General features: G+C 72.4%; 28 protein-coding genes. 13 read left to right on the forward strand and 15 right to left on the reverse strand.

Annotated features, from left to right (window positions below; genetic code table 11):
* Window positions 1-198: 198 nt before the first annotated feature.
* A complete protein-coding gene (locus tag ACIRSS_RS26375; RefSeq protein ID WP_400899359.1) occupies window positions 199-990 on the forward strand; it encodes a S1 family peptidase in 792 nt (263 codons plus the stop codon).
* Window positions 991-1011: 21 nt separating this feature from the next.
* Here the strand turns inward: ACIRSS_RS26375 and ACIRSS_RS26380 are convergent, their stop codons facing one another.
* On the reverse strand, window positions 1012-2394 hold the full coding sequence (locus ACIRSS_RS26380) for an alpha/beta hydrolase (protein ID WP_400899361.1): 1383 nt from the start codon (window positions 2392-2394) through the stop codon (window positions 1012-1014).
* Window positions 2395-2579: 185 nt separating this feature from the next.
* Here ACIRSS_RS26380 and ACIRSS_RS26385 point away from each other — a divergent pair, with 185 nt between their 5' ends.
* Complete coding sequence (locus ACIRSS_RS26385; protein ID WP_400899363.1) at window positions 2580-4844, forward strand: glycoside hydrolase family 3 N-terminal domain-containing protein; 2265 nt, start codon at window positions 2580-2582, stop codon at window positions 4842-4844.
* Entirely contained in the window at window positions 4841-5152 is a 312-nt protein-coding gene (locus ACIRSS_RS26390) for a hypothetical protein (protein ID WP_400899365.1), read from the forward strand. Before ACIRSS_RS26385 ends, ACIRSS_RS26390 begins: the two co-directional genes overlap by 4 nt.
* On the opposite strand, the gene ACIRSS_RS26395 is transcribed toward ACIRSS_RS26390, so the two are convergent.
* On the reverse strand, window positions 5139-5756 hold the full coding sequence (locus tag ACIRSS_RS26395; RefSeq protein ID WP_400899367.1) for a class I SAM-dependent methyltransferase: 618 nt from the start codon (window positions 5754-5756) through the stop codon (window positions 5139-5141). The genes ACIRSS_RS26390 and ACIRSS_RS26395 overlap by 14 nt on opposite strands.
* Window positions 5757-5793: 37 nt before the next feature.
* Here ACIRSS_RS26395 and ACIRSS_RS26400 point away from each other — a divergent pair, with 37 nt between their 5' ends.
* A complete protein-coding gene (locus ACIRSS_RS26400; protein ID WP_400899369.1) occupies window positions 5794-6222 on the forward strand; it encodes a MerR family transcriptional regulator in 429 nt (142 codons plus the stop codon).
* On the opposite strand, the gene mftD is transcribed toward ACIRSS_RS26400, so the two are convergent.
* The 7 genes from mftD to mftA form a co-directional block, all read right to left on the reverse strand.
* Window positions 6214-7398 (reverse strand): pre-mycofactocin synthase MftD, encoded by a 1185-nt coding sequence (gene mftD, locus ACIRSS_RS26405; RefSeq protein WP_400899371.1) that lies wholly within the window; start codon window positions 7396-7398, stop codon window positions 6214-6216. The two genes, ACIRSS_RS26400 and mftD, sit on opposite strands and share 9 nt — an antisense overlap.
* The gene (mftF, locus tag ACIRSS_RS26410; protein ID WP_400899373.1) at window positions 7395-8813 is read right to left on the reverse strand and encodes a mycofactocin biosynthesis glycosyltransferase MftF; all 1419 of its coding nucleotides are present in this window, start codon (window positions 8811-8813) and stop codon (window positions 7395-7397) included. The genes mftD and mftF overlap by 4 nt, the downstream gene beginning before the upstream one ends.
* Window positions 8814-8907: 94 nt before the next feature.
* On the reverse strand, window positions 8908-9681 hold the full coding sequence (locus ACIRSS_RS26415; protein ID WP_400899375.1) for a mycofactocin-coupled SDR family oxidoreductase: 774 nt from the start codon (window positions 9679-9681) through the stop codon (window positions 8908-8910).
* Window positions 9678-10343: a mycofactocin biosynthesis peptidyl-dipeptidase MftE gene (mftE, locus tag ACIRSS_RS26420; protein WP_400899780.1), complete on the reverse strand. Its 666-nt coding sequence runs from the start codon at window positions 10341-10343 to the stop codon at window positions 9678-9680. The genes ACIRSS_RS26415 and mftE overlap by 4 nt, the downstream gene beginning before the upstream one ends.
* Before the next feature lie 2 nt (window positions 10344-10345).
* Window positions 10346-11512 (reverse strand): mycofactocin radical SAM maturase, encoded by a 1167-nt coding sequence (gene mftC / locus ACIRSS_RS26425; protein ID WP_400899377.1) that lies wholly within the window; start codon window positions 11510-11512, stop codon window positions 10346-10348.
* The gene (gene mftB / locus ACIRSS_RS26430) at window positions 11512-11805 is read right to left on the reverse strand and encodes a mycofactocin biosynthesis chaperone MftB (protein ID WP_400899379.1); all 294 of its coding nucleotides are present in this window, start codon (window positions 11803-11805) and stop codon (window positions 11512-11514) included. Before mftB ends, mftC begins: the two co-directional genes overlap by 1 nt.
* Window positions 11795-11893 carry a mycofactocin precursor MftA gene (mftA, locus tag ACIRSS_RS26435; protein WP_086681996.1) on the reverse strand — a complete coding sequence of 33 codons (99 nt, stop codon included), beginning with the start codon at window positions 11891-11893 and terminating at the stop codon, window positions 11795-11797. The genes mftB and mftA overlap by 11 nt, the downstream gene beginning before the upstream one ends.
* A 105-nt stretch (window positions 11894-11998) precedes the next feature.
* On the opposite strand from mftA, the gene mftR reads away from it, so the two are divergent.
* Window positions 11999-12640, forward strand: coding sequence for a mycofactocin system transcriptional regulator (gene mftR / locus ACIRSS_RS26440; RefSeq protein WP_400899382.1), 642 nt, complete (start codon window positions 11999-12001; stop codon window positions 12638-12640).
* A gap of 9 nt (window positions 12641-12649) precedes the next feature.
* On the opposite strand, the gene ACIRSS_RS26445 is transcribed toward mftR, so the two are convergent.
* Window positions 12650-13588, reverse strand: a complete 939-nt coding sequence (locus ACIRSS_RS26445) for a hypothetical protein (RefSeq protein WP_400899383.1) — start codon at window positions 13586-13588, stop codon at window positions 12650-12652.
* A 223-nt stretch (window positions 13589-13811) separates the two neighbouring features.
* Between ACIRSS_RS26445 and ACIRSS_RS26450 the strand changes: the two genes are divergently transcribed.
* The 5 genes from ACIRSS_RS26450 (at window position 13812) to ACIRSS_RS26470 (ending at window position 18747) form a co-directional block, all read left to right on the forward strand.
* Window positions 13812-14159 carry a GntR family transcriptional regulator gene (locus tag ACIRSS_RS26450; RefSeq protein WP_400899384.1) on the forward strand — a complete coding sequence of 116 codons (348 nt, stop codon included), beginning with the start codon at window positions 13812-13814 and terminating at the stop codon, window positions 14157-14159.
* Window positions 14156-15058, forward strand: coding sequence for a hypothetical protein (locus tag ACIRSS_RS26455; RefSeq protein WP_400899385.1), 903 nt, complete (start codon window positions 14156-14158; stop codon window positions 15056-15058). Before ACIRSS_RS26450 ends, ACIRSS_RS26455 begins: the two co-directional genes overlap by 4 nt.
* A gap of 77 nt (window positions 15059-15135) precedes the next feature.
* On the forward strand, window positions 15136-15456 hold the full coding sequence (locus ACIRSS_RS26460) for a hypothetical protein (RefSeq protein ID WP_400899386.1): 321 nt from the start codon (window positions 15136-15138) through the stop codon (window positions 15454-15456).
* Window positions 15457-15547: 91 nt separating this feature from the next.
* Complete coding sequence (locus ACIRSS_RS26465; RefSeq protein WP_400899387.1) at window positions 15548-17176, forward strand: GMC family oxidoreductase; 1629 nt, start codon at window positions 15548-15550, stop codon at window positions 17174-17176.
* The gene (locus ACIRSS_RS26470) at window positions 17173-18747 is read left to right on the forward strand and encodes a succinic semialdehyde dehydrogenase (RefSeq protein ID WP_400899389.1); all 1575 of its coding nucleotides are present in this window, start codon (window positions 17173-17175) and stop codon (window positions 18745-18747) included. Before ACIRSS_RS26465 ends, ACIRSS_RS26470 begins: the two co-directional genes overlap by 4 nt.
* Before the next feature lies 1 nt (window position 18748).
* Here ACIRSS_RS26470 and ACIRSS_RS26475 read toward each other — a convergent pair whose 3' ends face one another.
* From ACIRSS_RS26475 to ACIRSS_RS26495, 5 genes are read right to left on the reverse strand one after another with little or no spacing between them, the layout of a single operon-like run.
* A complete protein-coding gene (locus ACIRSS_RS26475) occupies window positions 18749-19519 on the reverse strand; it encodes an isocitrate lyase/phosphoenolpyruvate mutase family protein (RefSeq protein WP_400899391.1) in 771 nt (256 codons plus the stop codon).
* Window positions 19520-19554: 35 nt separating this feature from the next.
* Complete coding sequence (locus ACIRSS_RS26480; protein WP_400899393.1) at window positions 19555-21003, reverse strand: phosphatidylserine/phosphatidylglycerophosphate/cardiolipin synthase family protein; 1449 nt, start codon at window positions 21001-21003, stop codon at window positions 19555-19557.
* A 37-nt stretch (window positions 21004-21040) separates the two neighbouring features.
* Complete coding sequence (eno, locus tag ACIRSS_RS26485; protein WP_400899395.1) at window positions 21041-22324, reverse strand: phosphopyruvate hydratase; 1284 nt, start codon at window positions 22322-22324, stop codon at window positions 21041-21043.
* The gene (locus ACIRSS_RS26490) at window positions 22321-23868 is read right to left on the reverse strand and encodes an MFS transporter (RefSeq protein WP_400899397.1); all 1548 of its coding nucleotides are present in this window, start codon (window positions 23866-23868) and stop codon (window positions 22321-22323) included. Before ACIRSS_RS26490 ends, eno begins: the two co-directional genes overlap by 4 nt.
* A complete protein-coding gene (locus ACIRSS_RS26495; protein ID WP_400899399.1) occupies window positions 23865-24386 on the reverse strand; it encodes a class I SAM-dependent methyltransferase in 522 nt (173 codons plus the stop codon). The genes ACIRSS_RS26490 and ACIRSS_RS26495 overlap by 4 nt, the downstream gene beginning before the upstream one ends.
* Window positions 24387-24451: 65 nt before the next feature.
* Between ACIRSS_RS26495 and ACIRSS_RS26500 the strand changes: the two genes are divergently transcribed.
* Genes ACIRSS_RS26500 through ACIRSS_RS26510 form a run of 3 tightly spaced genes read left to right on the forward strand, consistent with a single transcriptional unit; the run spans window position 24452 to window position 26225 of the window.
* A complete protein-coding gene (locus tag ACIRSS_RS26500) occupies window positions 24452-25036 on the forward strand; it encodes a helix-turn-helix domain-containing protein (protein WP_400899401.1) in 585 nt (194 codons plus the stop codon).
* A gap of 34 nt (window positions 25037-25070) precedes the next feature.
* Entirely contained in the window at window positions 25071-25709 is a 639-nt protein-coding gene (locus tag ACIRSS_RS26505; protein WP_400899403.1) for an alpha/beta hydrolase, read from the forward strand.
* Between the two features lie 54 nt (window positions 25710-25763).
* Window positions 25764-26225 carry an alpha/beta hydrolase family protein gene (locus ACIRSS_RS26510; protein ID WP_400899405.1) on the forward strand — a complete coding sequence of 154 codons (462 nt, stop codon included), beginning with the start codon at window positions 25764-25766 and terminating at the stop codon, window positions 26223-26225.
* The last annotated feature ends 69 nt before the right edge of the window (window positions 26226-26294 follow it).

Consider the following 26294-nt stretch of genomic DNA (forward strand, 5'->3'; position numbering starts at 1 on the left):
ACGGTAAGTCCCTGTTGGCGTCATGTCAAGGATTGACCCGGGAGCTACCGCTTCTCGTGATTCCCCGCCACTCAGGTCGGACAAAAACCAACCATCGTCGTCAAGACGTCAGAAAGCGACTTTCGTAGCTAACCGTGGCCGCGGCCCGTCTGGTCTGCTCCCGGGTACCACCTTCCAGGTCCCCGAAGGGAGATGTTCATGCAGGTAGACGGACGTTCCGTGGGCCGGTGGGCCGCGACGGCCCTCGCCGTGGCCGCCGCTGTCGTCGTGGTCGCCGCCCCCGGTGCGTCGGCCGGTGACCCGCGGATCGTGGGCGGTACGCCGACCACGATCGAGGAGTTCCCGGCCACCGTGATCTTCAACGTCAACGGCGCGCAGCACTGCGCCGGCACCCTGGTCGCGAAGAACAAGGTGCTGACCGCCGCGCACTGCACCGACGGCGTCGAAGCGGCGCAGATGGAGATCATCGGCGGCCAGACGAAGTTCAGCGACACCTCCGGCACGAAGGCGGGCGTGAGCGACGTCTGGCAGAACCCGGCCTTCGACATGAGCGGGATGCAGCACGACAACGCCGTGCTGACGCTCGACAAGGACCTGCCGTACGAGCCGGCGACGCTGGTGCAGTCGGCCGACGACGCGGCCTACCAAGCCGGCAAGGACGTCACGGTGGTCGGCTGGGGCACGACGTCCGAGGGAGGCGCCGTCTCCGACACGCTGCTCAAGGTGTCGGTGCCGGTCGTGGACAACGCCACCTGCGCCGAGAAGTACAGCACCGGCGGGACGAAGTACGACAAGGCCTCGATGTTCTGCGCGGGTGTGCCCGAAGGCGGCAAGGACTCCTGCCAGGGCGACTCGGGCGGCCCGGCCTACGTCGACGGCAAGCTCGCCGGGATCGTCTCGTGGGGCGAAGGCTGCGCCCGCAAGGACTTCCCCGGCGTGTACACCAACGTCGGCAACGACTACTCGGTGATCAGCTCGCACCTGGGCTGAGCCGGACCGGGTGGCGGTGGCTCAGGCCGGGCAGCTGAAGTCGCGGTGGGGTGTCTTCAGCGTCAGCAGGTACTGGTCCACCGCTTCCCGGGTGCACGCGGTGCGCCGATATGCCCCGTGGCCCGAGCCTTCGTAGGTCAGCAGCGTCGTGTTCGCCGGCGCCTGGCGGTGGACGTTCACCGCCCACGCGTACGGCGTAGCCGGGTCGTAGCGGCTGCTGAGCAGCAGGATCCGCGGCGCTCGCGGGACGTCCAGCCGGTGCGGCGGGTTCGCGGGCGGGCCGGCGACGCCGAGGCAGGCGGTCGCTTCGTCGTGGCCGATCGTGCTGCCGCGCATGATCGGCGACCGGCGCAGCTCCTCGGCGTGCATCGCCGAATACCGCGCGAAGTCCGGCATCCGCAGGTCGAAGTCCTGGCAGACGACGGCCAGCCGGATCGACTCGTAGTTGGGCGTGAACTCGGCCCGCACCGGCGGGCTGCCGGCCGCGGTCCCGGCGATCACCCGGGCCACGTCGTCCCAGTCCGGGATGCGCATGTCCCCGTACACCTGGTCCCGCAACCAGTTGTGCGGGAACGGCATCCCGTCGGCGGCGGTCTGCGCCCGGCGCCAGGTCGCGAGGACGTCCTGGCCGTGCAGCGCGCAGGTCGCCGTCCGCTCGCACCAGGCGGTGAACTGCCCGAACAGCTCGTCCACGGCGGCGGCCCGGTCACCCACGAAGTGCGCGAGGTCGGCACTGTGGTCGATGACGCCGTCCAGCGCCATCGCGCGGACGTGCTCGCCGTACCGCTCGGCGTACTGCTGGCCCAGCAGCGTGCCGTAGGACGCGCCGTGGAAGCTGATCCGGTCCTCGCCCAGCGCGCGGCGGACGGCGTCCAGGTCGCGGGCGTTGGTCGCGGTGTCGGCGTGGTCGAACACCGGCAGGTTCCGGGCCCGGCAGTCGGCCACCACCTGGCGGTTGTACGCGCGCAGCACGGCGAACCGCGTTTGGTCGGCGGGCTCGTTGTCGGGCGCGCCCGCCGGGAAGCCGCAGTCGATGTGCTCGCTGCTGCCGGTGCCGCGCAGGTCGAAGCCCACGACGTCGAACCGGGCCTCGACCTCCGCGCCGAAGTAGCCGGGGGACAGCGCGATCTCCGCGCCGGACGAGCCGGGGCCGCCGGCGTCGGCCAGCAAGACTCCGACGCGGTGGGCGGCATCGGTCGCGCGGTGCCGGGCCACGGCGAGGCCGATCGACGGCCCGTGCGGCCGGTCCCAGTCGAGCGGCACCCGGAGCGTGCCGCACTCCCCGTCGGGAACGCCGGGGTTGTCCGGGTCGTCCGGGCAGGTCGTCCAGGCGATCGGGGACGGCGACCAGGCCGCGTCCGCGAGGGCGGGCGTCGCGCCGGTCAGCAAGACGGTGCTTGTCACAAGAGTGCTTGCCAGGACAGCTCCGAACGCCCGCACGGCGCCCCCTCCACGTGTCGGTCCGCAGTCGACCGTAGGACGCCCGGGTGCGGACCACAAGCCTTCGCGGCAAGGAAAAACCAACCGGTCGGCGGCGTCGGACGTGCTTATGCTGACGGCCTTCGTCCTCTCGCGAAAGGGTCCCCGCCATGGAACAGCCCGAGAGTCACGCGGCCGCTTCGACCGCCGACGGCGTCAACCGGCGCAGCCTGCTCGCCGGCGTCGGCGGCCTCCTCGCCGCCGGGGGCGCCGCCGCGGTGCTCGCCCCGCCCGCCGCCGCGGACCCCGCCGCCCGGCCCGAACGGAACCCGCGGGTCGAGGACCTGCTCGGGAAGATGACCCTCGCCGAGAAGCTCGGGCAGCTGCAGCTGGTCGGCACCGAAGACCTCGCGCGGACGGCCCTCGCGACCGGTCAGCTGGGCGGGGTCTTCTCCGTCGTGGGCGCCGCGAAGCTCAACGCGCTGCAGAAGATCGCCGTCGAGCGGACCCGGCTGCGCATCCCGCTGATCTTCGGCCTCGACGTGATCCACGGCTACACCACGAACTTCCCGATCCCGCTGGCCCAGGGCGCGAGCTTCGACCCCGGCGTGCCGGCCGCCGACGCGACGGTCGCGGCGAAGGAGGCCCGCCGCAGCGGCGTCCACTGGACGTACGCGCCGATGATGGACGTCACGCACGAGCCGCGCTGGGGGCGCATCGCCGAAGGATCGGGCGAAGATCCTTACCTGGCTTCGCAGATGGCCGTGGCGAAGGTGCGCGGCTACCAGGGCGGCGACTACTCGTCACCGGACCGCCTCGCGGCCTGTGCCAAGCACTTCGTCGCCTACGGCGGCGCGGAGGGTGGCCGCGACTACAACACCGTCGACGTCTCGCTCCAGCGGCTGCACAACCTCTACCTGCCGCCGTTCAAGGCGAGCGTCGAGGCCGGCGTGGCGACCGTGATGGCCAGCTTCAACACCATCAGCGGCGTCCCCGCGCACGGCAACGGGTACGTCCTGCACGACGTCCTCAAGGGCGCCTACGGGTTCCGCGGGTTCGTCGTCAGCGACTACACCGGCATCGAAGAGCTGATCAACCACGGCCTCGCGGGCGACGGCGCGGACGCCGCGGCGGCGGCGCTGCCCGCCGGCGTCGACATGGAAATGGTCAGCACCAACTACGTCACCTACGGCCAGCAGCTGCTGGCCCAGCGCCGGATCACCCTCGACCAGCTCGACGACGCCGTCCGCCGGATCCTGCTGGTCAAGGTCAAGCTGGGGCTATTCGAACGGCCGTACGTCGACGAAGCCGGCGAGACAAAGGCGCCTTCGCCGGCCGCGCTCGCAGCGTCGCGCCAGGCCGCCGGGCGGTGCATGGTGCTGCTCAAGAACGACGGGCCGGTGCTGCCGCTGGCGAAGTCCGTGGGTTCGGTGGCCGTCGTCGGCCCGCTCGGCGCGGCGACCTACGACCTCAACGGCACCTGGGCGGGCCTGGGCACCGGCGCGGGCACGACCCCGCCGGTGACCGTCGTGGACGGGATCAAGGCCGCGGCCCCCGGCGCGAGCGTCACCTACACCGCCGGCTGCACGGTCGACGGGACCGACACCAGCGGGTTCGCCGCCGCGCAGCAGGCCGCCCGTGCGGCCGACGTCACCGTCGTCGTGGTCGGCGAAACCGCCGCGATGAGCGGAGAAGCGGCCGCGCGCAGCAACATCGACCTGCCCGGCGTGCAGCAGCAGCTGGTGGCGGCGATCAAGGAGACGGGCAAGCCGTTCGTCGTGGTGCTGGTCAACGGCCGCCCGCTGACGATCCCTTACCTGCACGACAACGCGCCGGCGATCCTCGAGGCGTGGGCGCCGGGCGTGCAGGGCGGAAACGCGGTCGCGGATGTCCTGTTCGGCACGGTCAACCCGGGCGGCAAGCTGCCGGTGAGCTTCCCGCGCGCGGTCGGGCAGATCCCGATCTACTACAACCACGAGAACACCGGCCGCCCCGCCGATCCGAACAACAAGTACACGTCGAAGTACCTGGATCTGGAGACCGGCCCGCTCTACGAGTTCGGCTTCGGCCTGTCGTACACGACGTTCCGCGTCGACGGCCTGCGCCTGTCGAGCACCAGGCTGCCGATCCGCGGTGGCCGTATCCAGGTGACGGCGACGGTGACCAACACCGGTTCCCGCGCGGGCGACGAGGTCGTCCAGCTCTACCTGCGCGATCCGGTCGCGAGCATCGTCCAGCCGGTCCGGCGGCTGCGCGGGTTCGAGCGGGTGACCCTCGCGGCGGGCGCGTCGAGGCAGGTCTCGTTCACGCTCACCCCGGACGACGTCGGCTTCTACGACAACGCGGCCAAGTTCCGGGTCGAGCCGGGCAAGATCGAGGTGTACGTCGGCACGAGTTCGGCGGCCACGCTCACGGCGAGCTTCACCGTGGGTTGACGACCACTCCGGCGCGCTTCACCGTCTCGGTGGTCGGCGCCGTCTCCACCGCGGCCTGCGGGGTTTGTCGTGCCGGCGGTGGCCGCCGCCAACGACACGTCCGGTGCCCGGCAGGCGCCCGGCCGGCCTCGGTCGACGAGCGTGGAAGCGATCCTCGCGCCGCGACGGCGCGGCCGCGCTGGGCTCAGACCGGCGACCTCGTCCCGGCCCGGCCGGCCGACGTCGTGCTGCTGCGGGCCGACGGCGTCGGCGGCGCGCACCTCGCCGCCCCGGACCGCCTGTGGCAGCACCCGTTCACTGTGGGTTGACGCCGAGGACGCACGCCACCGGCGGATCGAGGTCGAGCGTCTCCACCCGCAGTTCGACGAACCCCGCCTCGGTGAGCAGGTCCTGCAGTTCCCGCGCGGCCCGGGCCGTGGTGCCCCGGTCGGCGCCGGGACACCGCGGCTGGGACGCGAGCGCGACGCGACCGCCCGGGCGCAACAGGCCCCGCAGCTCGCGAAGCCGCGCGGGCGGATCGGGCCAGAAGCCCGCGTTGTTGACGGCCAGGACGGCGTCGAGCGGTTCGCCGAACGGCGGCAGCCGGTCCACCGACGTGTGCACCAGCTCGATCCGGTCGGCCACCGCCCGGTTGCGCCGGCCTGCCCGCTCGACCATCACCGCGGAGTGGTCGACGCCGTAGACGCGGCCCCGGGTCGCGCGGGCGGCCAGCTCGCCGAGCGCGATCCCGGGGCCGAACCCGACTTCGAGCACCCGGTCCTCGGGCCGGACGTCCAGGAGGGCGACCACCCAGACGTTGCGCCGCCGGTTGGAGCCGCGGTGGGCCATCACCCACCCGGCCACCCGGCCGCCGAGCCCGCGGGGGTGGTGGAACTGCCCGATCATCCGCTGCCTGAGACCTGTCTTCGCCATGCCGCGAGTGAACGGCTTCAAGTACGCTCGAAGTCAAATGCCCGAGGAGCAGCTGACGATCGGCGAGCTGGCCCGCCGCACCGGCGTGGCCACTTCGGCGCTGCGCTACTGGGAAGACCAAGGCCTGCTCACCGCGCCCGAGCGCGTCGCCGGCCAGCGGCGCTACCCGCCTTCGGCCGTCACGCAGGTGGGCGAGATCCTGATCCTGCGCGACGTCGGGTTCACCGTCCGCGAGCTCAAGACGCTGATCGCCCTGCGCACGTCCGCCGCGCCGGCCTGGCGCGAGCTGCAGCAGCGCAAGCTCGCCGAACTCGACGCCCGGATCGCCCGCGCCCAGGCCGCCCGCACCGCGATCGCGCACGGCCTGGACTGCCCGCACGAGGACGTCCACGACTGCCCGAACTTCCGCCGCGGCGTCGCCGCGCGCCTGGCCGGGGCGACGCTGGAAGAAGCCCACTCACACTGAGCTCGTGGTCCCGAGGGCACGGGCGAACGTCTCCGGGATCCGGACGTCGTCGCGGCTCAGGTCGTGGACGCTGCGGTGGCCGAGCGCCAGCAGCGTCGAGTCGATGCCGCCCCGCAAGACGTCCAGGACGTTTTCGACGCCGGCCTGGCCGTTCGCCGCCAGGCCCCACAGGTACGCGCGGCCGATGAGGACCGCCGTGGCGCCGAGGGCGAGCGCCTTCACGACGTCGCTGCCGCGCCGGATCCCGCCGTCCAGCAGGACTTCCACCTGGTGGCCGACGGCGTCGGCGATCGCCGGGAGCGCCCGGATCGTCGCCGGGGTGCCGTCGAGGTTGTTGCCGCCGTGGTTCGACACGGAGATCGCGCTGACGCCGGCGTCGACCGCGCGCCGGGCCTCGTCGACCCGGATGACGCCTTTGAGCAGGAACGGCCCGTCCCACTGCGACCGCAGCCAAGCCACGTCGTCCCACGACGGCGGCGGCGTCTGCATCCACTGGCCGTACGCGCCGAAGAACGTGGGGACCGGCGCGCCGGGTTCGGCCATGTTCGGGACGCTGAGGTCGGGCAGCCGGCGGGTTTTCGCGTAGTCCAGCAGCCAGCGCGGCCGGGTCAGGCCTTCGGGCGCGAAGCGCAGCAGCTCGCGGAAGGTGAGTTTTTCGGGGATGTGCGGGCTGCCCCAGTCGCGGCTGTGGGAAAACGACCAGTCCAGAGTCAGGATGAGCCCGGCGGCCCCGGCGCGGCGGGCGCGGTCGAGCCGGGCGAGGATGTCGTCGCGGCTGCCGGTCCAGTAGACCTGGAAGAAGGTGTTCGGGTTGGCGGCGACGACGTCTTCGATCGGCTTGCTGGCGAAGGAGCTCAAGCCGATCGCGGTGCCGCGGGCGGCGGCCGCGCGGGCGACGGCGACCTCGCCGTCCGGGTGCACCGCCTGGACGCCGGTGGGGGAGATGACCACCGGCAGCGCGATCTCGCGGCCGAGGACGGTGGTGGCGAGCGCGCGTTCGCCGGACTGCCCGGCGGTGCGCGGGGCGAACGTCAGCTCGTCGAACGCGTCGAGGTTGTCCTTGAGCGTCAGGCCCTTTTCGGAGCCGGCGATCAGGGCCGAGTAGACGGACGGAGGCAGGCGTTTCTTCGCGCGCCGCTGGGCTTCGGCGATCGATTCGAACCAGGCGTTGCTCATGCGGGGCCTCGCTTTTCCTTGCTGTCGACGCGCACCGGGCGCCAAGCGATCTCGGGCCGCACCGGCGCGGCGGTCCGGTGGGTCAGGCAGCCGGCCCAGACGCCGGCGCCGTAGGCGATGTCGTCGGCGAGGGCGCCGGCGGTGTAGCGGACGGGGTCGAGGTCGGGACGGCGCTTCGCCCATGCGGTGAGCGGCGGGCCGAGCAGCAGCGACGCGACGGCGGCGCGCCGTCCCCACCCGCGGGGAACCAGCAGCGCGGCGAGGACCGGCGCGGCGAACTGCGTCCCGTAGCGGCCGGCGCCGAGCCAGGTTTGGTGGACGGCGGTCCCCATCGCGCGGACGACGCCTTCGGTGGGGATGTCGTTGCCCCGCAACGTCTTGAGCATGCTGAAGACGGCGCCGCCGAAGCCGCCGGCAGCGAGCAGGGGCCGCCGGGCTAGCAGCGCGGCGACGGTCAAGGCCGGCCACGGGTGCAGCACGAGCGGCGCGAGGTTCCCGGGGTGACGCCGCGCGAGCGGGGCGGCGGAGGTGCCGTACCGCGCGCGCCGGCCGAGGAGCGCGCGCCAGGTCTCGGGTTCGTGGTGGCCGACGTGGACATCGGGGGCGTACCGGATCCTGTGGCCGGCGGCGTGCAGCCGCCAGACCAGGTCGACATCCTCGCCGACGCGGAGTCCGGGATCGAACCCGCCGATCTCCTGGAGAGCGGCCCGCCGGGCGACCAGAGCGGCGGTGGGGACATATGAGGTCCGAGTCCGGGGAGCAACGCGCGCGGGCCGGTCCCCGAGATCGAGACTGCCGGCGGCTTTCGTGTACCGGCCGGCGGTGGTGTCGTTGGCCAGAGCGCGGACGCGCGGAGCGATCGCGGCGAGCAGAGGGTCGGCGAAGTGGGCGGCGAGCTGGTCGGCCCAGTCCCCGGGCGCGACGCAGTCACTGTCCACAAAGGCCACCAGTTCGGTGGTGACGTGGTCGAGTGCGGTGTTCCGGGCGGCACCGGGACCACCGTTTTGGTCCCGTCGGATGAGTTTCGCGCCGTGTTCGGCGGCTGTTTTGGCGATCGCTTGGGGGTCGTTCGAGCCGTCATCGACGACGAGGACGGGGTGGCGGCCGAGCGAGGCCAGGCAGCGTGCGAGAGGGCCGGGCCGGTCGAGGACGGGGACGACGAAGGTGAGGTCAGGGGGTGCGGAGGGGGCGGGCGGGACGGGGTGGGCGAAGCCGGCATCGGTCAGCCGCCGAGCGAGCGCGCCGGCGGCGGGGGAGGTGACGGGGCCGTGGGCGAGTTCTTGCCAGGCTTTCCGGCCGGCGGCGGTCAGGCGGAGGACGCGGGCGGGTGAGCCGCCGAACCAGAGGTCGTCGCGGAGGTGCTTGGTGTCGGGGTCGAGGACGATCCGGAAGCCGGTGGGCAGGGGAGTGGTCATTGGGGCAGACCTCCGTCGACCGCGCCGGTGGTCGCGTTGCTGTCAGGCTCCCGCAGCGGTCCGGCGGAGTTCCGCGCGGAGGACAAGTGAGCCGTCACAGGGCCAGGCCTCCGTCCACCGGCACCACCGCGCCGGTCGTCGCGCCGCTCTCCGGGGCAGCCAGGAATGCCAATACCCGGGCTATCTCGGCCGGCTCCAGCAACCTCCCGACCGGCTGCTGCCCAGCGAAATCCCCCGCTCCGGCCAAGCCGTACAGCCGGGCGCTCTCGGCGAGGATCGGCGTGTCGGTCGAACCGGGGTTGACCGCGTTGGCCGTCACGCCCGTCCCGCCCAGCTCGGCACCCAGCGCGCGCACCAAGCCCGCCACCCCCGCCTTCGCCGCGCAATAAGCCGCCAGCATCGGCAACCCCCGCGTCGCCGCCGCGGAAGCGACCGCCAGGAACCGGCCCGACCTCGGCTCCGCCCGCCGCAGCAACGCCGGGATCGCCACCCGCGCCAGGTTCAGCACCCCGCGCAGGTCGACATCGAGCACCGCGTCCTCCTGCTCCGGCGGCACCTCCCACTGCGGCACGCCCCCGGCGATCACCCCCGCGGCCGCGATCGCGACGTCGAGGCCACCCCAGCGTCGCTCGACGACCGCCACCGCCGCAGCCAGTGCCGCGGGGTCCCGCACGTCGGCCACGAACGCCTCCGCGCCCGCCCGAGAGGCAACGGCCGCCAGCTCGGCGGAACTCCCCAGCCCATACGGCAACGCCGGATCATCGGCAGCCACATCGACCGCGAGCACGGCGTAACCCTGCTCCGCCAACTGAACAACGGTCGCGGCCCCGATTCCCCGGGCCGCCCCGGTGACGAGCGCGGTCCTCATGTCCAACCGTCCACATGGGACAGCAACCGCGCGGTCAGCTCGTCCAGCAACGCCCGGCCGTACGCCGGCGTCGCGGTGGTCGGGTCGCCGAGCACGCCGGTCGGGGTCACCGCGCGCACCCCGCCGTCCCGCAACAGCGGCAAAATCTCGCCGAGGGGACGCCGATCGCCCGCCACCGCCCGGTCCATCCGGACGCCACCGGGCCGCAAAGCCAGCTGCAGTGCGGTTTCCGGACGCCCGGCGTGCGGGTCGCCGGCCCAGTGCGGCTGGAACACCTCGACGTTCCGCGACTCCGCCCGCAGCCGCGCGACGGCCCGGGCGACCGGTGCCGCGTTGCCGCCGTGGGCGGAGACGAACAGCAACCGCGGGAACGTCTCCGTCGCCGACCGCCCCAGTTCCAGCAGGAGCAGCTCGGTCGCCTCCTGGCCGATCGACAGCGTCCCGGCGAACCCCGCGTGCTCGCCACTGGAGCCGTAGGCCACCGGCGGCGCCACGAGCACGTCGGTGCGCGCGGCCGCCAGCCGGTCGCACAGCGCGAGCGCGATGTCCGTGTCGGTCGACAGCGGCAGGTGCGGTCCGTGCTGCTCGGTCGCGCCCACCGGCACGGCCAGGATCGCCGCCCGCGCGGCGACGTCCGGCCAGGAGAGGTCCGCGAGCCGCACCGTCAGCGCCTGAAGCCGGCGAGGGGGTTCTCGTCGCACGCGCGCTCCGGCGGCCGGCGCATCCCGATGGTGACCGGGACCGGCCGCCGCCGGTGCGAGTGGTCCAGCGACGGCTTCGGGACGCTCGTGACGCCTGCGAGGGCCAGTTCCCCGTGGCCGCGCACGCATTCCGGGTCCGGGCCGTCCAGCGGCAGGCCGGTGAAGAACTTCGCGGCCATGCACCCGCCGCGGCAGGCGTCGAACGCCGAACACGCCGTGCAGGCGCCACCGCTCTGCGGCGAACGCAACGACGTGAACAGCTCGGATTCGCGCCAAACCGAGGTGAACCCGCCGTCGCCGCGGACGTTGCCCGCCAGGAACGTGTCATGGATGGCGAACGGGCACGCGTAGACGTCGCCGACCGGGTCGACCAGGCACACCACCCGCCCGGCGCCGCACAGGTTCAGCCCCGGCAGGCCGCCGTCGCCGTAGCCGGCGAGGTGGAAGAACGAGTCGCCGGTCAGGACGTTCTCGCCGTGCGCCACGAGCCAGTCGTACAGCGAACGCTGCTGGGCAGCGGTCGGGTGCAGCTCGTCCCAGGTGTCGGCGCCGCGGCCGGACGGGCGCAGCCGGGTGATCCGCAGCTGGGCGCCGTGGCGGTCGGCGATCGCCTTGAACTCGTCGAGCTGGCCGACGTTGTGCCGCGTCATCACGACCGAGATCTTGAAGTTCTCGAAGCCGGCGTCGTAGAGGTTCTGCATGGCGCGGATCGCGGTGGCATACGAGCCGGGGCCGCGGACGTGGTCGTTGACCTCGGCAGTGGCGCCGTCGAGGGAGATCTGGACGTCGACGTAGTCACTCTCGGCCAAGCGCCGCGCCACTTCGGGCGTGATCTTGACGCCGTTGGTGGAGAACTTGACGCCGACGTGGTGCTCGGTGGCGTAGTCGACGAGCTCCCAGAAGTCCGGCCGGACGGTGGGCTCGCCGCCGCCGATGTTGACGTAGAAGACCTGCATGCGCTCGAACTCGTCGATCAGCGCCTTGCACTCCACTGTGGACAGTTCGCGCGGGTCCCGGCGTCCGGACGAGGAAAGGCAGTGCACGCAAGACAAGTTGCAGGCGTAGGTCAGTTCCCAGGTGAGGCAGATCGGGGCGTCGAGCCCGCACTGGAATTCGTCCACAAGGGACATCAGAGACTCCTCGGCTGGATCATGCGAGAGTCGGCGAGGGCGGCCAGCGCCGCGCGGTACCGCGGCAGCTCGCCGGGTCCGACACCGGCGTCGGCGCACGCGGCCCGGGCGTCGGGGTGCGTGGCGAGGCCGCGGACGACGGCCAGGAGCGTCGGGTTCTTCAGGAAGGAGAGCCGGCGGGTGCCGAAGTGGTACAGCAGGGCGCCGAACCGCTCGGGCCGGATCGACACCCGGTCGTCCAGGCGCCACGCGGCGTCGAGGTCGAACCCCGCCGGCGAGTCGTCAGTAGACACCGCACATGCCGTCGATGGAGACCTCTTCGACCAGCAGTTCCTCGGTGACGGGTTCGTCGGTCTCGGGCGTGGTCTGGTTCTCGCTCATCCTGGCTCCTTCGGCAGTGATGATTTTCGGCACGCGGTGACGAATAGAGGGAGAGTAATGTCACCGCGTGTCGATAATCAAGGCTCACGACGGAACGGCACCCGGATGACCGATGACGTGCTCGCCCGCCCCGCCAGCCGCCGGGGCCGTCCGCCGGGCACGAGCGCCCGCGAACTCGAGGTCGCCGCGCTGCGGCTGTTCGGTGAACAGGGCTTCCACGAGACGACGGTCGACCAGATCGCCGCGGCGGCCGGCGTCAGCAGGCGGACGTTCTTCCGCTACTACGACGCGAAGGCCGACGTCCTCTGGAACGAGTTCGACACCGAGGTCGAGACGATCCGGTCGCTGCTCGCCGGGGCGCCGGCGGACCTGCCGGTGCTGGAGGGGGTGCGCCGGGCGGTGCTCGAGGCGAACCACTACCGCGCGGCCGACGTGCCGGAGCTGCGCCGGCGGATGACGCTGCTGAGCACGGTCCCGGAGCTGGCGGCGAGCGCGGCGGTCCACTACGACGCGTGGGAGCGGGCGATCAGCGCGTTCGTCGCCCGCCGGTCGGGCCAGCCGGAGGACTCGCTGTACCCGCTGGTGGTGGGCCGGGCGGTGCTGGCGGCCTGCCGGGCGGCGTACGACCGCTGGTCGGCCCGGGCGGACGCGGACTTGACGGTGTACCTGGACGCGGCGCTGCGAGCGCTGGCGGCGGGGCTCACCGACGACGTGCTGGGCGAGGAGCCGGACCCGGTCGCGCGGTGAGGGACCCGGTCAGCAGCGCTGGCCGACCGACGGCGTTTCCGCGACGACGACACTTCCCGCCGGGAGGCTTTCCCGCCGGGAGTCGGGGTAGTCACCGGTGTGGTAACGGTCGGATTCGTAGTTGGCGCGCAGTTCGGCGTCCGCCGAGGTATCGGCGGCCACGAGCAAGAATCGGCTGTTCCGCGCGCCGGAGTCTGTGTTGGCTCCGATGGTGGCGGAGAAGGAATCGCCTACCGGTGCCTTGGCGTAGAAATGGTCTTTGTTCCCGTTCGCATCGTCCGCCAGCAGCAGGGTCACCAGCCAGAGGGCTTTCCCCGTGGTCGCCGGATCGCCGTCCGTCCCGCCGGACACCACGTACTGCGTGTTGCACCCGCCGGGACGATCGCCGGCGGCGGAGACGTGCGCGTGACCGGTCGGCGCCGGCGGGGTCGGCCTCGGCTGGGTCGTGGGCGACGGTCCGGCGGCCGTGGTCGGCGGTGTCCTGGGCTGTGAAGGGAATGTAGTGGGAACCGGCGCTGCCGTCGAGGACGACGGGGAAGGTGAAGAGCCCAGTGCCGCCGGGGTTGCGGAGGGCGCTGGCGGTGCCGGTCTGCTCCCGGCGTCGTAGGCCGGCTGGAAGAGGAACCGGCCGCCCGTGAACCCGGTACCGAGGCAGATCGCGACCGTGACAGCGAAAAGCGCGACGCGCTTGGCACTGATCGGTCGTCCTTGCCGCTTCCGGCGTGCGAGACCTCGCACGGCCGAGACGCCCAAGGTCAGCAGGAGAGTCGTGGCGCAAGCCGGCCACAGGCTCACGTAATTGCCGGTGGCCGGGTGCTGGAACAACTGGTCGAGTGCGGAAACGACGCCCAGGAGTGTCGCGGCGGCGCTCGGGGGCGCCAGTGCGGCGATCAACCGTTTCTTCGACTCGCCGGGCAATGGCTTTTCCGCGGTTTCCGCTTCGGTCATGAACACATCCTCGGTGGCGCCGTCCGGACCGCACTTCTATCGCGGCGGGAATCCGAGATGTGACAAATCGACCGAAGTTCGCCGATTCTCCGCGGCGGACGTTAATCACCCCACCGCGCCGGCGGACGGATTCGGAAAACCCGCCGCCCGCCGGTGACGCCGAGCCTGCTCGGTGGCCCGGCACTGGCGCGGAGTGCTGGCTTGTTCTAGTATCTGTAGAACAATGCTGCTACGACTCGACGACCGGGACACCGCGCCGCTGCACGAGAAGATCGCCGCGGGGGTGCGGCGCGCTCTGGCGGCCGGGGAGCTTGACGTCGGTGAGCGGCTGCCCGCCGCCCGGGAGCTCGCCTCCTCGCTCGGCGTCAACATGCACACCGTGCTGCGCGCCTACGGCCAGCTCGCCGACGAAGGTCTCGTCGCCGTGCGGCGGGGGCGTGGGGTGACCGTGCTGGCCGCGGGACCGGACCGGGCCGAACTGCACCACCGGATCCGCGCGCTGGTCGACGAGGCGCGGCGGCTCGGGATCGAACACGAGGAGCTGGTCGCCATGATCGAGGAGGCCCGATGAGGTCCGCCGTCTTGCGGTACGGGGTTCCGGCCGTCGTCCTGCTCGGCATCGTCGTGCCGGCGCTCGTGCTCGCGCCGCGGCTGCCCGATCCCATCGCCGTGCACTGGTCGTGGACCGGCGTCCCCAACGGCCACGCCCCCTGGTGGCTCGTGACCGCGGGCGCGGCCGGCTTCTGGTGCGTGGCGTGGGTGGCCGTCGCCCGGATGATCTCGGCGGCGCCCGGCGTCTACGGCCTCGGCGGGATCCTCCTGGCCGCGCATTCGGCGGGGCTGTGGGCGAACGCCGGCGTGTCGTCGTGGACGCACGCCCGGCCGGTGAACTGGGCCGTCGCGTTCGGCATCCTCGGCGTGGGCCTGGTGGCGATCGCCGCGGGCTGGTGGCTGGCGCCCGCGAAACCGGCCGAGGCGACGGCGTCGGGTCCGGCGCCGTCGGCCGGTCTCGGGGCGAGCGAACAAGTGGTCTGGTCCGGGACCGCGCACAACCTCGCCCTGATCGCCGTCGCGCCGCTCGTGGCCGCGCTCGCGGCGGTGCTGGGAAGTGTGCACGCGTGGCTCGGCGGGCTGGTGGTCGCATTGGTGGCGCTGGTGTTTTCGTCGGTGCGGGTGCTCGTCGGGCCGGCCGGGGTGCGCGTGCGGATCGGGCTGCTCGGCTGGCCCCGCCGGACCCTGGCCTACGAGGAGATCGCCGAAGCGCGCGCCGACCGGATCGTGCCGCTGGCCTACGGCGGCTGGGGCTGGCGGCGGCGCCCCGGCCGGTCCGCGGTCGTGATCCGGGCCGGCGACGGCCTCGTGCTGCGCCTGCGTTCCGGAGGCACGATCGTCGTCACCGTCGACGGCGCGCACACGGCCGCCGGGCTCGTCAACGACTACGTCGCCCGGCACCGTTCGCCCGCCGGCTGAGGCGGGTGCCGCCGGGGCTTGTCGCTCGATGGGGTGACTGCTTAGAGTTTTTCCTCCGGTTTCCCCGTGGAGGAAGCATGCACGCCAGACGGCGGTCCATCCGGTTCAGCGGCACGGAAGTCACGATCAGCGCGGCCGTCAAGGACGGTCTCTTCGGCAACGACCGCAAGCACACCTTCAGCGTCACGAAGATCAAGAAGATCAGCAACGACCCACCCGGCTTCTCGCGCCCCGGACGGTTGACGTTCACCGTCGAAGGCGCGTCCACCGACGTCGTGGAAAACCCGGCCAGTGGCGGCGACCGGGTGGACATGAACACGTTCTGCTACGGCAGCCTGGACGCCGGCCGCGTCCGGAAGCTGGTCACGGAGATCGAGAAGGCCATGGACGCCACGTAGGAGTACCCGTTGCGCTCCGAGGCGGCCACGCTATACCGTGAGCAAACTAGAACAGGTTACAGTTTGTGGCGGGCGGGACCGAGGAGCGGACATGGCGAACAGGGCGCCGCGCGGCGACGAGGCCGACTACGTCGTCGTCGGGTCGGGGAGCTCGGGGGCGGCGATCGCGGGGCGGCTGGCGCAGTCCGGGGCCAGCGTGATCGTGCTCGAGGCCGGGAAGAGCGACGAGCGGCTGCTGATCAAGAAGCCGGGCCTGGTCGGCCCGATGCACGCCGTGCCGCAGCTCAAGAAGCCGTTCGACTGGGGCTTCTACGGCGTTCCGCAGAAACACGTTCTCGATCGCCGGATGCCGGTGCCGCGCGGCAAGGTCGTCGGCGGCTCCAGCTCCATCAACGGCATGGTCTACGTCCGCGGCAACCGGGCCAACTTCGACTCCTGGGCGGCCGAGGGCAACACCGGCTGGGACGCCGACCGCGTCAACGCCGCCTACAAGCGGATGGAGGACTTCGAGGACGGCGAGAACGCGTTCCGCGGCGCGGGCGGCCCGATCCGGGTCACCCGCGCCAAGAACCCCCAGGAGGGCTCGCTGCAGTTCGTCGACGCCACCGCCGACGCGCTCGGCTGCAAGATCCTCGACGACTACAACGCCGAGTCCCAGGAGGGCGTCAGCCGGATGCAGCAGAACGCTGCCGACGGCCTCCGCTACAGCGCCTCGCGCGGCTACCTCCACCACTTGGCCCCGCCGACGCTGCAGCTCCAGTCCGGGGTGCTCGTCAAGAAGGTCCTCTTCGACAACGGCCGCGCGACCGGCGTCGAGGTCGCCGACGGCCGGGGGACCCGCGTCGTCCGCGCCGGTAAGGAAGTCATCCTCTCGGCCGGGTTCGCCGGCTCCGCGCAGCTGCTCATGCTCTCCGGCATCGGCCACGCCGAACACCTCAAGGAGCACGGCATCGACGTGCTCGCCGACATGCCGGTCGGGGACAACATGCACGACCACATGTTCCACGCGCTGACGTTCCACGTGTCCTCCAGCAAGAACAAGGGTTCGGCGCCGTACTTCGCCCGCGGCCTGGCCCGTGAGCTGCTGAAGCCCGGCACGACGTTCCTGGCCAACTCGGTCTTCGAGGCGGTCGCGTTCCTCAGGACGTCCCAGGCCGGCGTGGTGCCCGACCTCCAGCTGCACCTCCTGCCGTGGGCGTACGTCTCGCCCAACCAGGACGCGCCGATCCGCCACGACGTCGACAAGCGCCCGGCGCTCACGGTCCTGTCGACGCTCATCTACCCGAAGAGCCGCGGCACGCTGCGGCTCGCGTCGGCCGATCCCACGGCCGCACCGCTGATCGACTTCCAGTACCTCTCCGACCCCGCCGACCTCGAAGTGCTCGCCGAAGGCTCGGAGATGGTCCGCGAAATCTTCGCGTCGAAGGCGTTCAAGGGCGCGGTCAAGGAAGAGATCCACCCGGGCAAGGACCTGCGCGGCCAAGAGCTGCGTGATGCCATCCTCAACCGCGCGACGTCGGTCTACCACGGCGTCGGCACCTGCCGGATGGGCGTCGACGAGCTCGCCGTCGTCGGCCCCGACCTGAAGGTGCGCGGCGTCGAGGGCCTGCGGGTCTGCGACGCCTCGATCATGCCGTCCATCACCGGCGGCAACACCAACGCGCCCGCCATCATGATCGGCGAGATGGGCGCGCAGCTCGTCCTCGGGAGCGCATCGTGACCGTGACGCCGCTGCAGCTCACCCGTCCGGCGTCGGTGACCGACGAGTTCCTGCGCGAGCTGGTCGCCCGGGTCCCGGGTTCGGCCGGCGAGACCTGGAAGCTGACCGAGGTCTACACCGGCGAGGCGCTCGTCGACCTGCCGCAGTCGACGCCGGCCGACATCGAGCAGGCGTTCGCCACCGCCCGCGCGGCGCAACGGAAGTGGGCCACCACCCCGCTCAAGCAGCGGCTCGCGGTGTTCAAGCGGGCGCACGCGCTCTTCGTCGACCGCGCGAGGGCCGTCGCCGACCTGATCCAGGTCGAGAGCGGCAAGAACCGGCGCATGGCGATCGAAGAGACCTGCGACCCCGCCATGGTGATGAGCCACTACCTGCGGCGGGCGGCCAAGCTGCTGGCGCCGGTGAAGCGCGGCGGCCCGGTGCCGCTGCTGACGACCTCGACCGAGGTCCGGCAGCCCAAGGGGGTCGTCGGGATCATCGCGCCGTGGAACTTCCCGTTCGCCACCGGCATTTCCGACGCGATCCCGGCGCTGATGGCCGGCAACGCGGTGGTGCTGAAGCCGGACAACAAGACCGCGCTCTCGCCGCTGTACGGGATCCGGATGCTGGAGGAAGCGGGCCTGCCCGAAGGGCTGTTCCAGGTCGTCTGCGGCGAAGGCCCGGACGTCGGCCCGACGCTCATCGACCAGGCCGACTACGTGATGTTCACCGGCTCGACGGCGACCGGCCGGGTGATCGGCGAACGCGCCGGGCGCAACCTCATCGGCTGCTGCCTGGAGCTCGGCGGCAAGAACCCGATGATCGTCCTCGGCGACGCCGACATCGCCGAAGCCGTGCGGGGCGCGATCTTCGGCGCGTTCGGCAACACCGGCCAGATCTGCATGCACATCGAGCGGATCTACCTGCCGGAGTCCCGCTACGCCGAGTTCAAGGACGCGTTCGTGAAGGCCACGAGCGCGCTGGACGTCCGCGCGGCCTACGACTTCGGGCCCGACATGGGCTCGCTCGTCTCGCCCGATCACCTGCGCCGGGTCAAGGAGCACGTCGACGACGCCGTCGCGAAGGGCGCGACCGTGCTCTGCGGCGGCAAGCCGCGCCCCGACCTCGGCCCGGCGTTCTTCGAGCCGACGATCCTCGAGGGCGTCACCAAGGACATGCTCTGCGGCGTCACCGAAACCTTCGGCCCGGTGATCGCGCTGCACAAGTACCGCACGGTCGACGAGGCCGTCGAACTGGCCAACGACACCGACTACGGCTTGAACGCCTCGGTGTGGAGCCGGGACATCGATGCCGCGCGGGCCGTGGCCGCCCGCCTGGAGTCCGGCAACGTCAACATCAACGACATCCTCGCGACGGCGTTCGCCGCCAAGGGGACGCCGTCCGGCGGCGTGAAGAGCTCCGGGGTCGGCGCCCGCCACGGCGACCAGGGCCTGCTCAAGTACACCGACGGGCAGAACCTGGCCGTGCTGAAGAAGCAGGTCATGGGCCCGCGGCCCGGACAGGGCTACGAGAAGTACGTCGAAAGCATGCTGTCCGGGCTCAAGCTCATGCGGAAGCTGCGGATCCGGTAGGTCAGTTGAGCTTGCGGGTGTCGGCGGGCAGGCCGCCGCCGGCGTAGACGTCTTCGGCGAGCTTGGCCAGCGCGGTCAGGGCGACGTTCTGGCTCCACGGCCCGTAGGACACGCGCGAGACGCCGAGCTCCTGCGCGCGCTTCAGCGGGATCGAGCCGGGGATGCCGATGAGGTTGACCTTGCGCTCGCCCAGCTCTTCGACGAGCCGCGAGACCTGGTTCTCGTCGAGCTTGCCGGGCACGAAGAAGTTGGACGCGCCCGCGTCGAGGTACGCGCGGCCGCGGGTGATCGCTTCGGTCAGCGCGGTTTCCGGGTCGGTCTTGAGGAACGCGTCGGTGCGGGCGTTGAGCACGAAGTCGACGCCGGCCTTCTGCGCGGCCGCGACGGCGGCTTCGACCGCCTTCACGGCGTCGCCCAGCGGCTTCATCCGGTCTTCGAGGTTGGCACCGACCGCGCCGACGTCGATCGCGCGGGCGATGGTGCCGCCGGGGTCGCCGTAGCCGGCTTCGAGGTCGGCGGTGACCGGCAGGTCGCCCGCGGTCCGCACGATCAGCGCGACCTCGGCGATCATCTCGTCGCGCGGGATCTTCTCGCCGTCCGGGTAGCCGCGCGAGGCGGCGATGCCGTGGCTCGGGGTCGCGAGAGCCTGCGTGCCGGGCGTCTCGGCCACGACCTTGGCGGTGATGGCGTCCCAGACGTTGACGACGAGCAGCAGCTCGGGCGCGGCGTGCAGCTCCTGCAGCCGGGTGGCCTTGTCGGCGGTGGATGTCATGCCGCCCAATCTAGAGCGGGCGGGCGATCTCCGCTTCAGCCGTCGACGAGGAGTCCACGCAGTGGGCCCTGCAGCCGGCCCGCCCGCCGCGAGATGCCGGGGAGCAGCACCAGCCGGTGGGTCCGGTGCTCGCCCCGCCGCTCCCGCTCCCGCTGCTCCTCGGCCAGCGGCCGCCAGAGGTGGTCGACGACGTCCGCCGGGTCGCCGTCGACCTCGGCCACCTCACGGCCGAGGTGCTCGGCCCACAGGCGCAGCCGCGTCGTGCGGGCCAGCTCGTGGTCGTCGGTCGCGATGTTGACCTCGGTGTCGTTGAACAGTGAGTGCTCGTTGAGGTTCGCGGACCCGACGGTCAGCCACTCGTCGTCGACGATGCCGAGCTTCGCGTGCACGTAGACCGGCGCGGCCGATTCCCCGTCGTGCGCGCTGATCGTCGTCGCGAGCAGGCGCCCGTTCCCGTCGTCGGCGTCGAGCAGCCGGCCCAGCTGGCCGCGGGTGGTGTCGGCGCCGTTGCTCGGCTTGCGGGGGAGCAGCAGGACCATGCGGAAGCGGTCCTCGGGCGGGTTGCGCAGCTTGTCGAGCAGCACCTCGGCGATCTCCGGCGACCACAGGAACTGGTTCTCCAGGTAGACCAGCCGCCGCGCGGACCGCAAAGCGCGCAGGTAGCCGTCGAGGATCGTGAACTCGCCCTTCGGCGCGAAGTCGTAGGTGCTGTTCGGGACCGTGCGCAGCAGCTGGACGCGGCTGCCGCCCGCCGGTCCCGGCACGTGCGGCGCCGGGAGGTTCTCGTCGGCGACCTCCGACCACCGCCGCCGGAAGTGGTCCGCGACGTCGGCGACGACCGGGCCCTTGAGCCGGGACGCCAGGTCGTGCCAGCCGATCGGCCGCGGCGGGTGGTCCGGGCTGTCGTGGCGGTCGCCCTCCAGCGCGGTGAAGTCGACGCCGCCGACGAACGCGACCTCGTCGTCGACCACCACGAGCTTTTCGTGGTGGCAGTGCATGGTCCGTTCGCGGGAGTCGAGCACGCACCGCACGGCCGAGCCGTCGGTGAACTTGCGCTGCTCGCTGCGCGCGAGGCCCCGCGTGGGCTGGAACGCCGGGACGGGCGGCCCGGCCCACAGCAGCACGCGCACCTCGACGCCGCGTTCGGCGGTCTCGGCGAGCAGTTCCCGCAGGGTGAGGGCGCCGGGCTCGCGCGTCAGCCGGAAGTCGGCGCTCGCGTGCCAGTTGGCGATGTGCACGTGAGACTTCGCGCCCCTGATGGCCTTCTCGATCGCCGGCAGCACCTCTTCGCCGTCGATCAGGACTTCGACGCGGTTGCCGTCGCGGACCGCGGCCCGCTCGCCGAACCGGTCGCCGCCGGGCTCGAGCACGTCACCCCACCCCAGCGCGCGCAGTCTTCGCCGGTGGTGGGCGCACAGGACGTGCTCGAGCCCGTCACCCAGTCGTTCATCTGCCTTGTCCAGGAAAGAGTGAAAAGACTTCACCCGTCCTATGTGACTACAGATCGGCCCGGTCCGCCGATCAGCGGCTGCCGCGCAGGGTCGCGCGCCCGGCGTAGCGCGCTTCGGCGCCCAGCTCCTCTTCGATGCGGATGAGCTGGTTGTACTTGGCCGTGCGGTCGGACCGGGACAGCGAGCCCGTCTTGATCTGGCCGCAGCCGGTGGCGACGGCGAGGTCGGCGATCGTGGTGTCCTCGGTTTCGCCGGAGCGGTGGGACATCACGGCCGAGTAGCCGGCCTTGTGCGCGGTGTCGACGGTCAGCAGCGTCTCGGTGAGGGTGCCGATCTGGTTGACCTTGATCAGGATCGAGTTCCCGATGCCGCGGTCGATGCCGTCCTGCAGCAGCTTGACGTTGGTGCAGAAGACGTCGTCGCCGACGAGCTGCACGCGGTCGCCGATGCCGTCGGTGAGCTGCTTCCAGCCGTCGTAGTCGTCTTGGGCGAGGCCGTCCTCGATGGAGACGATCGGGAAGCGCGTGGTCAGGTCGGCGAGGTAGGCGACGTGTTCTTCGACGCTGCGCTTGATGCCTTCGCCGCGGTAGTCGTAGACGCCGTTGTCGTAGAACTCCGACGCGGCCGGGTCGAGCAGCAGGGCGATGTCCTCGCCCGGGGTGTAGCCGCTTTCCTCGATCGCGCGGACGACGAACTCGAGCGCTTCGTCGGCCGACGCGAGGTTGGGCGCGAAGCCGCCTTCGTCGCCGACGTTGGTGCCGTGCCCGGCCTTCTTCAGCGACGCGCGCAGCGTGTGGAAGACCTCCGAGCCCATCCGCACGGCTTCGGCGAAGGTCTTCGCGCCGACCGGGCCGATCATGAACTCCTGGAAGTCGATCGGGTTGTCGGCGTGCGCGCCGCCGTTGACGATGTTCATCATCGGCATCGGCAGCTGGTGGGCGAAGACCCCGCCGACGTACCGGTACAGCGGCAGCGTGTTCGCCGCCGCGGCCGCCTTCGCGACGGCCAGGGAGATCCCGAGCGTCGCGTTCGCGCCGACGCGGGCCTTGTTCGGCGTCCCGTCCGCGGCGATCAGCGCGGCGTCGACCTCGGCCTGGGCTTCGGCGTTCAGCCCGACGACCGCTTCGGCCAGTTCGGTGTTGACCGCGGTGACGGCCTTGCGGACGCCCTTGCCGTGGTAGCGCGCCTGGTCGCCGTCGCGGAGCTCGACGGCCTCCCGCGTGCCGGTCGAGGCACCCGAGGGGACCGCGGCGCGGCCCAGCGAGCCGTCCTCCAGCACGACGTCGACCTCGACGGTCGGGTTGCCCCGGCTGTCGAGCACCTCACGACCACGGACACGGGCGATTGCCGTCATTCCATCTCCTCGGAGTCGGTCCCCAGGGTGCCGGCCGGAGCCGTCCCGCGACGCAGGCTAGCAGAGGATCTCTGAATCGATAAGGGGCTCTTCACCAGGGTGAGCACGAGGGCGAGCAACAGGACGGCGGCACCGGCCCACATCGACTGCCGCCAGCCGTCCACAAAGGACTCCCGGGCCGCGCCGGCCACCGCCGGACCGGCCGCGACGGCGTTCGCGACGCCCCGGAGCGCGACGTCGGCCGGCGCCCCGGTCAGCCGGGACTCCACGGCCCCGCGGTAGCCGGCGGTCAGGATCGTGCCGAGCAGCGCGACGCCGAGGGCCGTACCCAGCTCCCGCGTGACGTCGTTGAGCGCGGACGCCACGCCCTGCTGTTCGCGCGGAAGCGAGCCGGTGATGGCCTCGGTGGCCGGGGTCATCGTCAGGCCCATCCCCAGCCCCATCAGCAGCATCCCGGGCAGGATCGAGAGGTAGCCGCCGTCGACGGACACGAACGCCGCCATCAGCCCCAGGCCCGTCACGCTCACGACGAGGCCCGCCGCCATAGTCGGGCGGCCGCCGATCCGGGCGGCCACCTTCGGGGCGAGGCCGGACGCGGCCATCATCAGCAGCGCCGTCGGCATCAGGGCCGCGGTGGCGCGGAACCCGGACCAGCCGAGCACCGCCTGCAGGTAGGGGAAGAGGACCACGAAGATCCCCGCCTGCACGCCGAAGACGGCCAGCAGCGTCCCGGAACCGCCGGCCAGGCCGCGCTCGCGGATTAGCCGGACGTCGAGCAGCGGGGCCGGGTGGCGCAGTTCCCAGGCGGCGAACCCGGCGAGGCCGAGGACCCCGGCGGCCAGGCTCAGCAGCGTCACCGGCGCGGTCCACCCGCGGTCGGGTCCTTCGTGGAGGACGAAGACCCAGCCGACGACGGCGACCGACGACAGTGCCGCGCCGACGACGTCGAAGCCGTGCCGGTTTCCGGCGCGGGAGTCGGGGACCGACCGCAGGGTCACGACGGCGGCCGCTGCGGCCAGCGCGATCGGCAGCACGAACAGCCACCGCCAGCTCGCCAGGTCGACCAGCACCGCCGACAGGAACATCCCGAGGATCCCGCCCCCGCCCGCGACGCCGGTCCAGACGCCGATCGCGCGGGACCGCTCCGCGTCCGGGAACGTCGACGTGATGACGGCGAGGGTGACCGGCATGATCATCGCCGCGCTCGCCCCGGCCAGCAGCCGGGCCGCCAGCAGGGTCCCGGCCGACGGCGCCGGGCCCGCCGCGAGGTTCGCGATCCCGAAGAGCGCCAACCCGGTGAGCAGCACGGGTTTCCGGCCGAGCCGGTCGCCGGCCGCGCCGAGCGGCAGGAGCAGCGCGGCCAGGGTGACGGCGTAGCCGTTGACGATCCACAGGACGGTGGCCTGAGACGCGCCGAGCTCCACCGCGAGCTGTGGCTGGGCGACGTTCAGGCCGGAGACGGACGCGACCACCGCCATCAGGGCGAGGCAGACGCCGAGCAGGATCGCGCGGCGCCGGCGCGGGTCGTCGACGATCGCGCTCACGCCGTCCTCCTCGCCCGCACGACGACGTCGTGGCCGTGGTCGCCGGCGGTGCCGATCTCCCAGCCGTCGAGGAGCGCGGTGATGTCCGCCGCCGTGGCCGATGCCTCGGCGACGTGGTGCCCGCGCGCGTGGCCCACGACGAGCAGCGTGCCGCCCGGGGCGACCCAATCGGAGATGCGTTGGTAGAAGGCGAGCTGCGGCATCGCCGGGTGGGCGTAGTGGGTCGTGACCAGGTCGAACCGCGCGGCGGGTGCCCAGGTCGTCAGGTCCGCCCGGACCCAGGCCACGGTGTTCGCGCTCGCTTGGCCGAGGGCTTCGATGGAGATGTCCACCGCCGTGACGGCCCAGCCGCGGGCGGCGAGCCACCCGGCTTCGGCGCCCCGGCCGCAGCCGGCGTCCAGTGCGGTGCCCGGCGTGAGGCCGGCGGTCTCGCGGACGAGGTGGGGGTTCGGTGCGGTGCCGTGGTGGCGGGCCTGCCGCCAGTGCTGGTCCCAATAGGGCCGGTCGAAGTCGTTCACGCCGCCACCGTGCCGGGGCGGCCAGCGAATTGGCAAAGTTTCTTGCCGATCGGCAAAATGGGGGCATGGACGACTCGATCGACCGGGCCCTCGACGCCGTCGGGCCGCGGCTCAAGCACCTCCGGCAGCAACGGGAAATCACCCTCACCGCGTTGGCCGAGCAGACGGGGATTTCGGCCAGCACGCTCTCCCGGCTGGAAGCGGGCCTGCGCCGTCCGACGCTGGAGCAGCTCCTGCCGCTCGCGCGGGCCTACGGCGTGACGCTCGACGAGCTGGTCGACGCGCCGCCGACGGGCGACCCGCGCGTCACCCTGCGGCCGCTCGCCGGCGCGGACGGCTCGACGGTCATCCCGCTGACCCGCCGGCCGGGCGGGATCCAGGCGTACAAGTTCGTCCTGCCCGCCGGGGACCGCGAGCCCGAGCTGCGCACCCACGAGGGCCACGACTGGGCTTACGTGCTGAACGGGACGCTCCGGCTGGTGCTCGGCGAGCACGACCTGGTTCTCGGGCCGGGGGAGGCGGCGGAGTTCGACACGCGCACGCCGCACTGGTTCGGGGCCACGAGCGCGGGCCCGGTCGAGTTCCTCAGTCTCATCGGGCGGCAGGGCGAACGGGCGCACGTCCGCGTGACAACCAGTCCAAAAACATGATAGTCATGAATATGGACCAAATGGAGGGGACGACATGGCCGTCATCGAGCTGACCACGTTCACCGTCCGGCCCGAGCGGACCTCGGCCATGCTCGCCGCGCGGCCCGGGATGCTGGCCGCGTTCCGCGAGGGGCGGCGCGGGTTCGTCTCCGCGAAGCTGGTGCGCCTGGACGCCGAGACGTGGCTGGACGTCGTCGAGTGGGTCGACGACACGGCGTGGGACGAGTCGAAGGCCAAGGGCGGCGACGACCCGCGGATCGCGGAGTTCTTCGCCACGATCGACGCACTGGTGAGCTCGCGCCGCGGTGCCCGTTACGACGACCCGCCGGGCCCGGTGCGCACCGTCGCCTACGGCCCGCACCCGGCGCAGGTGGGGGAGCTGTACCGGCCAGCGGGCGAGGGGCCGTTCCCGGTGGTGGTGCTGCTGCACGGCGGGTACTGGACGGCGATGTTCGACCGCCGCACGGCGACCCCGCTGGCCGACGACCTGGTCGCCCGCGGCTACGCGGCGTGGAACGTGGACTACCGCCGCCTCGGCGACGGCGGCGGCTGGCCGTCGACGTTCGAGGACGTCGCGACGGCGGTCGACGCGGTCGCGGACCTGGACCCCGCCCTGGATCTCGCGCGGGTGGCGGTGATCGGCCACTCGGCCGGCGGCCACCTCGCGGCGTGATCGGCGCACCGGCCGGCGTTGGCCGCGGGCGCGGTGGGCGCGAACCCAAAGGTGGTGCCGGTCGCGGCGGTTTCGCTGGCGGGGGTGCTGGACCTGGTGGAGGCCGACCGGACTGCGTTCGGCACGGTGCTGGCCGACGGGCCGGCCGCGCGGCCGGCCGGAGCGCCGGAAGCCGCGTACCCGGAGTTCTGGCCGACGGTCTCGGCGGGTGTCGGCGAGGGCGTGGTGAACCTGCTGCTGGGCGGTCATGTCGCCGACGTGCCGGACCGGTACGCGACGACCTCGCCGAGCGAACTGCCCGGGGCGGGGGTGCCGGTGCTGGCGCTGCACGGCGACGCCGACGACGTGGTGCCGCCGGCGTTCAGCCGGACGTACGCCGCGCGGGTGGCGGAGGCGGAGTACCTGGAAGTGCCGGGCACGGACCACTTCCACGTGCTGGACCCGGCGCACGAGAGCTGGCGCCAGGTGGTCGAGTGGCTGGCCCCGCGGGTCGGGGGTGGGGGAAGGGGGTTGTAAAAAAGTTTAAACCAACCCACCCCCCCCCGCCGAGCCGGGCCCCCGGTGGCTGCGGGTTGGACCAGGAGT

The organism is Amycolatopsis sp. NPDC101161 (assembly GCF_044768185.1).
Lineage (GTDB): Bacteria > Actinomycetota > Actinomycetes > Mycobacteriales > Pseudonocardiaceae > Amycolatopsis.